The sequence below is a fragment of the uncultured Microbacterium sp. genome (assembly GCF_913776565.1).
In the GTDB taxonomy this organism is placed as follows: Bacteria; Actinomycetota; Actinomycetes; order Actinomycetales; family Microbacteriaceae; genus Microbacterium.
In genome coordinates, this window is sequence record NZ_CAJYPF010000276.1 from 1 (window position 1) to 8394 (window position 8394).

Here is an 8394-nt window from a genome sequence, read left to right on the forward strand (position 1 = left end):
CGGGTGAAGCGATGCCCCTTTCCGTTCACGTTTCGTGCGGATGACAAGCAATGACGGGTGACTTTTTGGGTGACTTTTGCCTGTTATCGTTCGCAGGGGGAATCGGCAGGAGTCGATCGGGAGGGGCGGGTGACGTGACGTTCGACCTTCGAGAGGACGCGTCCGGGGCGGGTCCCGATGAGGCCCGGGCCGCGAACGTGCACTCCGAGTCCGCGCCCCCCGCAGCGACCGCGCCCGACACCTCGACCCCGCACGTCCGCGACCCGTGGCGCGCGCGCTATCGGCGCAATCTCGTCTTCACCGACCTGGCCTCTCTCATCTGGGTCGTGTACGGCACCCAGATCCTCTGGTTCGGACTCGGCAACGCCCAGCTGGCCGCTGGTCGCGACAGTCGAATCAGCGACCTCTCCTACTGGGCGTTCTCGGCCATCCTCATCGTGACCTGGATGTGGGCGCTGGCCTTCGTCGAGTCCCGCAGCGACCGCGTCATCGGCACCGGCTCGGCCGAGTACGTCCGCATCGCCGATGCCAGCTTCCGCCTCTTCGGGGCGGTCGCGATCATCGCCTTCCTCGTGCAGATCGACGTGGCCCGCGGGTACCTGCTGGTCAGCCTGCCGCTCGGCATCATCGTGCTCTTCTTCACCCGCTGGATGTGGCGGCAGTGGCTCGTCGTCCAGCGTTCGCGCGGTCGGTATTCGGCGAACGTGCTCCTGGTGGGCTCTCTGCACTCCGTCACCCAGCTCGCGAGCGAGTTCGCCCGCACCCCCAGCGCCGGATACCGGGTGGTCGGGGCCTGCGTCCCGAACGGAAAGATCGCCGACGTCATCCCCGGCACGCGCATCCCCGTCATGGGCCACGTCGGCGACGTCACGAGCGCGCTGGAGGCGACGGGAGCCGACACCGTCGCCATCACGAGCGCCGACGAACTCCCGGCCGACAAGGTCAAGCAGATCTCGTGGAGCCTCGAAGCGGGCCGCCAGCACTTGGTCCTGGCGCCCAGCATCGTCGACATCGCCGGTCCCCGCCTGCACACGCGCCCGGTTGCGGGGCTCCCCCTCATCCACGTCGAGACGCCCAAGTTCTCGCGCGGTCAGAGCTTCCTCAAGCGCAGCGTCGACCTCGTCGCGGCCTCTGTCGGCGTCGTGCTGCTGAGCCCCCTGCTGATCTTCCTCGTCGTCGCGGTCCGCCTCTCCAGCGAAGGTCCCGTCTTCTTCCGTCAGACGCGCGTGGGGTTCCGCGGACGCGAATTCACCATGATCAAGTTCCGATCGATGGTGGTCAACGCCGAGGAACTGCTCGCCCAGCTCGCCGCGCAGCAGCGTGACGCCGGCAACGAGGTCCTGTTCAAGATGAGGAACGACCCGCGCGTCACCCCCATCGGGCGGATCATGCGCAAGTACAGCCTCGACGAGCTGCCGCAGCTGTTCAACGTCATCGGCGGGTCCATGTCCCTCGTCGGACCACGCCCGCCCCTGCCCTCCGAGGTCGCGGTGTACGCCGACCACGTCCACCGCCGATTCCTCGCCAAACCCGGTATCACGGGCCTGTGGCAGGTGAGCGGACGGTCCTCGCTCTCGTGGGAGGAGTCGGTCCGACTCGACCTCTCCTACGTCGAGAACTGGACCCTCCTGAGTGATTTCGTCATCCTCGGTCGCACCGCCCGCGCCGCTCTCGCCCCGGGCGACACCGCCGCATGAGTCACCCCGTCCCCGCCTGGTTCCCGCCGACCGGCGGGGAGCGGCATCGAACTGAAAGGCTCTCGCCATGCGTCTGTCTGTCATAGGTTGCGGATACCTCGGAGCCGTGCACGCGGCCGCCATGGCATCCATCGGTCATGAGGTCGTGGGGATCGACGTCGACGAACGCAAGATCGCGGCGCTGTCGAAGGGCGAGGCGCCCTTCTTCGAACCCGGTCTGCAGGAGATCCTCACCGAGGGCATCGCCTCGGGACGCCTCTCGTTCACGACCGACATGGCGGCCGCGCGGGGCGCCGCCGTGCACTTCGTGGGCGTCGGAACGCCGCAGCAGGCGGGCGGGTACGCCGCCGATCTGACGTACGTGGATGCCGCGATCGACGGCCTGCTCCCCTTCCTCGCCGACGGCGACATCGTGGCCGGTAAGTCCACCGTGCCAGTCGGCACGGCCGCGCGCCTCGCACCGCGCGTGACGGAGCGCGGGGCGACGCTCGTCTGGAACCCGGAATTCCTCCGCGAGGGCTGGGCGGTTCAAGACACCGTCGACCCGGACCGCCTGGTCGCCGGTGTGCCCTCGGACGACGGCGCGCCCACGGCCGAGGGCGAACGGTCCGCCGAGATCCTGCGCGAGGTGTACCACCCCTCGGTGGCGAAGGGCACGCCCTTCATCGTCACCGACTACGCCACGGCGGAGCTGGTGAAGGTGTCGGCGAACGCCTTCCTGGCGACCAAGATCAGCTTCATCAACGCCATGGCCGAGATCGCCGAGGTCACCGGGGCCGACGTGACGACCCTCGCCGATGCGATCGGACACGACGCGCGCATCGGACGCCGCTTCCTCGGCGCCGGTATCGGCTTCGGCGGAGGCTGCCTGCCCAAGGACATCCGCGCCTTCTCCGCCCGCGCCGAGGAACTCGGTCGCGGCGAATCGATCGCCTTCCTGCGCGAGGTCGACGCGATCAACCTCCGTCGTCGCGACCGTGCCGTGGAATTGGCCACGACCGCGCTCGGCGGCAGCGTCTTCGAGAAGAAGATCGCCGTGCTGGGCGCCGCCTTCAAGCCGCACAGCGACGACATCCGCGACTCCCCCGCACTGGACGTCGCCGTGCGCCTGCACGGTCTCGGCGCCCACGTGACGCTGACCGACCCGGCCGCCATCGACAACGCCCGCCGCCTGCACCCCCAGCTCACCTACGACCGGGACCTGGATGCGACGCTGCGCGACGCGGATGCCGTGATCGTCGTCACCGAGTGGGACGAGTATCGGCGGCACCTCTCGCCGGAGCACGCGGCATCCCTCGCCCGTGGGCGGGTCGTCATCGACGGGCGGAACTGCCTCGACCCCGTCGCGTGGCGCGGCGCCGGCTGGACCTACTTCGGCATGGGGCGCCCCTGACGGCCCGCCCCCGGTGACGCCCCGGCCCCGGCCGGGGCGTCCCGCGTTCGCGTCCTCAGACGCTCCCGCGTGACGAATCCTCTGTTCGGTACGTCTCCTTCCTGACGGGACCGCTGCTCCGCCCTTCCGGGCGGACGCTCGGCGGGACAGCTCGTCCGAACGGAGGATGCCATGCGCAACAAGATCATCCTGGTCGGCGCGATCGCGTTGATCGCCTACGTCGTCGGTACACGCACCCCGCGCGTGCAGATGAAGAGCCGTGAATCGGTGGGCCACCAGCTGGTCCGGCTGTGGAACGACCCCCGCGCGCGCAAGCGTCGTCACAAGGCGGCCAAGAAGGCGGCCGCTGCGGCGCAGAAGCGCGCGGAGAAGACGTTCCGCGAGCTCCGCAAGTAAGGACGGGGCGCGAAGAGGAGAACGATGATGCGTACCACCGCCCCCCGCCGTCTCGTGAAGTCGCGCCAGGGACCGATCGCCGCCGCGACCGGGACCGTGGTCGTCATGCTCGTCGCACTGGGTCTGTTCCTGCCGCTCGTGGGGCTCCTCGTCGGCGTGACCGCGTCGTCCGCGGGACTCGTGCCGTTCCCCGCCCTCAGCGTGACCGCGGTCGCCCTGGTGGGAGTGGTCGTCGCGGCGGTTCTTCTGCTGTGCGCGCTCACCCGCCGCCGCCCCGCCGGGGCGTGGGCGGCGGCCGTCGTCGCCGTGCTCGCCGCCCTCGCCGTGACGGCGTTCCCGGTGATCGCCGTCGCCGCCGGCTCGGCGGAACGCGTCAGCGACGTCGGGCCGCTCCTCGTCGAGCTCTGGCAGCGTTTCACCGGCGGCTCCTGACCGTCTCTCCCGGTGGGCGCTGTCGCTCAGGATCCACCGGGAGCCGCGGCCCCACCGGGATACGCTGACCCCGTGGTCGCCAGCATTCTCATCTCGATCTCCGCCGTCGTCTCGGCGGTGCTCGTCGGGTTCGTCGCGCGACGCATCCTGGGGACGCCGGTCGGATGGCCGCGGAGCATCGTCGTGGGCCTCGTCGTGTTCTTCCTCGGCGTACCCTCGACCGCCTGGACGCTGCGCCAGACGGGTCTCGACACCGCGGGGACGGTCCCGGCCGACGATGTGTGGCTGTGGATCGGGGTGACGGCTCTGTCTCTGGCCTGGGTCTTCGCGCTCGGCGTCGCCGGTCTCGTCGCGAGCGAGGCCATCTTCCCCACGCGCCCCCTTCCCAACCCGGTCGACGTCGTGCGCGCGGCGCTGCGTCAGCGCAAGCGCACCCGCCGCTACATCGAGATCCTCGCCATCGCGTCGCGGCACGGCGTCGGGTGGCTGTTCCACGGGGGCCGCGCCCGCGTCGAGGAGCAGCTCAGCACGTCCGAGGAACGCGCGAACGCGATCGTCGCGACCATCAACGACGCCGGCGTGAGCTTCGTCAAACTCGGACAGGTCCTCTCCACGCGGCGCGACCTGGTACCGGAGCCCTACCTGAGCGCTCTGGCGACCCTGCAGACGAACGCCACCACGCTGCCGTGGGAGACCGTGCGAGCGGTCATCGAGAACGACCTCGACGTCCCCCTGGACCGAGTCTTCGCTGAGGTCGACCCCGTCCCCCTCGCCGCCGCCTCCGTCGCGCAGGTCCACCGCGCGCGCCTGCTCGACGGCACCGAGGTGGTGGTCAAGGTGCAGCGGCCGGCGGCGCGCGCGCAGGTCGAGGCCGACGCCGACATCATCCTGCGACTCGCGCATCGGGCCGAGGCCCGCACCCGTGTCGGCCGGGATCTGCGGATCGAATCGGTGGCCAGGGGCTTCACCACGACGCTCCTCGAGGAGCTCGACTACCGCATCGAGGCTCGCAACACGCAGATGATCGGTGCGACGCTCGACCGCATCGACCGCGCCGATCCCCAGCGGCGACGGGCGGTGACCGCGCCTCCCGTCTTCGCCGCCGCCTCCCATCAGCGCGTGCTGACCATGGGGCTGGTCGACGGCACCGCGCTCAGCGACTCCGCGGATCGGCTCTCGTCGATGGATGCCGCCGAGCGCGACCGCCTCGCCGACGTCCTGATGTCGACGGTCATCGAACAGATCCTGGTCTACGGCGTGTTCCACGCCGACCTGCATCCGGGCAACGTTCTGCTGCGCGAGGACGGAACGCTCGGCCTGATCGATTTCGGAGCGGTCGGGATCATCGAGCGCAGCCGCCGCCAGCACCTGACCGCGCTCCTCCTGGCCGCGCTGAGCGAGAACGACGTCGCCGCCGTCGATGCCCTCCTCCTCATCGTCGATGCCCCGGCCGATCTCGACCTGGAGGCCTTCCGTCATGACGTGGGCGTCGTCCTGACGACGGAGCACCTGCGCACGGACGCGCACGCATCGATCTTCACGCGGATGGTCGATGTGATCCGCCAGCACCGACTCGCCCTCCCCGGCGAGCTGGCCTCCGCGTTCCGCAGCTTCGCGACCCTCGAGGGGTGCCTGCGCGTGATCGTGACCGATTTCGACATGGCCGGTCGCGCACTCGCGCTCATGCCCACCTTGCTGCGCCGCACGCTGTCGCTCTCTCGGATGGCGACCGACGTCCAGGCGAACGCGGTCATCGCGATGGCGCGCCTGGAGCAGGTCCCCCGCCGCCTGGACGCGCTGCTCACGGGGGCTGAGAAGGGCTCGATCGGGATCACCCTGCGAGGAGAAGACGGTCGTGATCTTAGCGGCCTCCTGGATCGCGCCACGGCCGAGATCGCGTCCACCCTCGTCTCCATCGCCGCGGTGGTTCTCGCCGTCGTGTTGATCGTGAGCGGCGGAGGCCCCGTCCTCGGGGGCTCCATCTCCCTCTTCTCGGTGCTGGGCGCGGGGGTCGGTCTCTTCGGTTTCCTCGGTCTGCTGCGCATCGTGCGCCGCACGTTTGCCGGTAAGGAGTGAGGATGCCAGGGCCCGCCCGCACGGACGTGTCGGTCGCGGGCTCGGGGCGCCGGCGCGGCGATCCACGCGGTCGCCCCCGACGGCGCACCGTGGCGCTGCTGACGGGCTTGTACGCGGCGGGACTGTCCGTGATCCTGCTGTGGCCCGACCATATCGACCGCGACGCCGGTTTCGCCTACGCGGCGGTTTACACGGCTTTTCCCGGCGCGGACCCCCTCCAGGTCGACTTCGCACTGAACGTCCTGCTGTTCGTGCCCTTCGGGGTGCTTCTCGCCCTCCTGCTGAGACGGCGACCCTGGGTCGTGATCGTCGTGTCGCTGATCGTCCCGGTGCTGGCCGAGACGGTCCAGGCCTTCTTCCTCCCCGGTCGCACCGCGAGCGTCGGGGACGTGGTCGCCAATGCTCTCGGTGCTCTCATCGGTGCGGTCGGGACCGAGGTCATCCGCCGTCGGCTCACCCGTGACCACGCCCTGGACGGTGACTGAGGTCACCCGCTTCCTGCGGGCGCCCGCCGGGTCATGCTCCCCGCGCCACCGGGCGAGCAGCGTCGCCGCCGTGTCGACGGCGGTACTCCCGCCGCGTCATCGAGTGCGGGTCCCCCTTCCCGACCGACGGGCCGGACAGCGTCGACACGGAGCCGAGAATGGCGGACACCGCCAGAGTGGCCTGCTGCTCGAAGTCACGCCAGACCGACCGCGAGCCGCCCACAGGATCCACGATGTCGTCGTCTCGATCCGTCTCGCCCGCCGTCGCGAGACGGCGTCTCCCCGCCGCGCGCACCAGTGCCGACCAATCGGACGCCCCTCCGCGCGCGCAGACCGCCTCGGCATGTCGGGCGAACTCCCGCACCGTGAAGACTGACGAGACGAGATCGGGGCGCAGATCGAGGACAACACGGCGATGGGCACGCTCGGCGCACAGCACCGTGTCTCCCTGCTGCAGGAGGCCGTCGGTCAGCAGCCGCGCACGATGATCACCCAGGTCGAGTCCGTAGGCCCGGGCGACCTCCTGCACCTCGCTCGTCGCGGACGCTCCCGGTCGGGCCGCCGTGCCCGCGCTCTCGACGCGGAGTCGGACGTGGGGGGAGGAAGCCAGCCGCGTCGCGAGCAGACCGGCGATGAAAGGCGAACGGATCATGTTGGCGGTGCACACCACCACCAACCGGTCGGGGGTCATCGAACGGCCTCGAGCATCGCACTCTCCTCTCGCCCAGCGGACGCGCTTCGCGTTCGAGTACACCCCCGTCCCGTCCGACGGCACCGCACGCGCCGACGACGTCCGAGGGCGGCGGGGCGGGTGAAGTCAACACGACAGGTGGGCGAGATCGAGTTCCGTCGACCCTCCGAGACGAAGGACGTCGAGACGGACCCGGGGCACGTCGCCGCCGGGAACGACGACGGAAGCGCCGAGACGGGCCGCGCCGGATCGACGACATCGCGGGCGCGACCGCCGGGACGAGGGACCCCCGGGCCCCACGGGCCGGAGAAGGCCTACGGATGCCGCTTCTCGCCACGTCTACGTCCTCCTCGCGCTGAACGTCGCGCTCGGAACCCGCCGACGCGCTTCGTAAGGACTCGAGCGTGCCCGCCTCCGGGTCCCCCGTCATTCGCGCCCGTCGTGACTCCCCCACGAGCCGGCGCCCGATCTCGTCGGCATCGTCCACGGGGAGGGCGAACGACGAGCACCCGCCTGCCTCGATGACGATCCACGTCGCGTCATCATCTTGGCGCCGGAGGACGCCGATCTCGAGGTCGCTCGCCGTGACGGCGCCCCCAGCCCATCCGTCTCGCGTCCGGATCGTGAGGCCGACGCCCGCGCTGCGGTGATCTTCGTCGGCGGGGTGCACGGTGCGTCCGTGAGGCGTGACGCACCAGGCGTACGCACAACGCGTGAGGGGCGGGTGATCATCGGCGGTCGCGGGGTTCATGGCATGCACCTTCCTCGAGGCATCGCCGCAGACAGCGGCGATCCGGACATCGATGGGCACGACCACACTGAAACGCACACCTCCGACATCCGCCTCACCGACCCGGGGCGAGGCCCTTCGGCGGGAGGGGAATCAGCTCGCTCAGCGGCAGGTCCAGGACTTCCGCAAGGGCGACGAGAGTCTGCAGCCGCGGATTGGCTGCGGTCCCCGGATTCGACTCGCCCTTCTCCAGCTTGCGGTACGTGAAAGTCGCGAGTCCGGCTGCGTGGGCGACCTGCTCCTGCGACATGTGCTTCTCCGCGCGAGCGCGCAGCATCCGCACCCCCAGCTCGCGGGCGAAATCGGTCCAGGGATCGGGCGCATCGGTCATGCTTCCAGCCTGCGCGATCGACCATTCTCACATGAACATGTAAACATTCCCCACCCCCGTTCTCCCGAGACGCGGAGCGCCGTCGTGGGCGTGGTGAAGACCT

The 8394-nt window shown here is 70.3% G+C and carries 8 protein-coding genes; 6 read left to right on the top strand and 2 right to left on the bottom strand.

Annotated features, from left to right (window positions below):
* Positions 1-326: 326 nt before the first annotated feature.
* From QZ433_RS14935 to QZ433_RS14960, 6 genes are all read left to right on the top strand, one after another.
* Positions 327-1697: a sugar transferase gene (locus QZ433_RS14935; protein ID WP_295784985.1), complete on the top strand. Its 1371-nt coding sequence runs from the start codon at positions 327-329 to the stop codon at positions 1695-1697.
* Between the two features lie 67 nt (positions 1698-1764).
* Positions 1765-3090: a UDP-glucose/GDP-mannose dehydrogenase family protein gene (locus QZ433_RS14940; protein ID WP_295784970.1), complete on the top strand. Its 1326-nt coding sequence runs from the start codon at positions 1765-1767 to the stop codon at positions 3088-3090.
* A 171-nt stretch (positions 3091-3261) separates the two neighbouring features.
* Complete coding sequence (locus QZ433_RS14945; protein WP_295784972.1) at positions 3262-3486, top strand: hypothetical protein; 225 nt, start codon at positions 3262-3264, stop codon at positions 3484-3486.
* A 24-nt stretch (positions 3487-3510) separates the two neighbouring features.
* Positions 3511-3918, top strand: coding sequence for an MFS transporter permease (locus tag QZ433_RS14950; RefSeq protein ID WP_295784974.1), 408 nt, complete (start codon positions 3511-3513; stop codon positions 3916-3918).
* Positions 3919-3990: 72 nt separating this feature from the next.
* Entirely contained in the window at positions 3991-5994 is a 2004-nt protein-coding gene (locus QZ433_RS14955; RefSeq protein WP_295784976.1) for an AarF/UbiB family protein, read from the top strand.
* A 2-nt stretch (positions 5995-5996) separates the two neighbouring features.
* Positions 5997-6479, top strand: a complete 483-nt coding sequence (locus QZ433_RS14960; protein WP_295784978.1) for a VanZ family protein — start codon at positions 5997-5999, stop codon at positions 6477-6479.
* 31 nt (positions 6480-6510) lie between these two features.
* Here QZ433_RS14960 and QZ433_RS14965 read toward each other — a convergent pair whose 3' ends face one another.
* Entirely contained in the window at positions 6511-7170 is a 660-nt protein-coding gene (locus QZ433_RS14965; RefSeq protein WP_295784981.1) for a low molecular weight phosphatase family protein, read from the bottom strand.
* 845 nt (positions 7171-8015) lie between these two features.
* The gene (locus QZ433_RS14970) at positions 8016-8291 is read right to left on the bottom strand and encodes a helix-turn-helix transcriptional regulator (protein WP_295784983.1); all 276 of its coding nucleotides are present in this window, start codon (positions 8289-8291) and stop codon (positions 8016-8018) included.
* Positions 8292-8394: the final 103 nt, after the last annotated feature.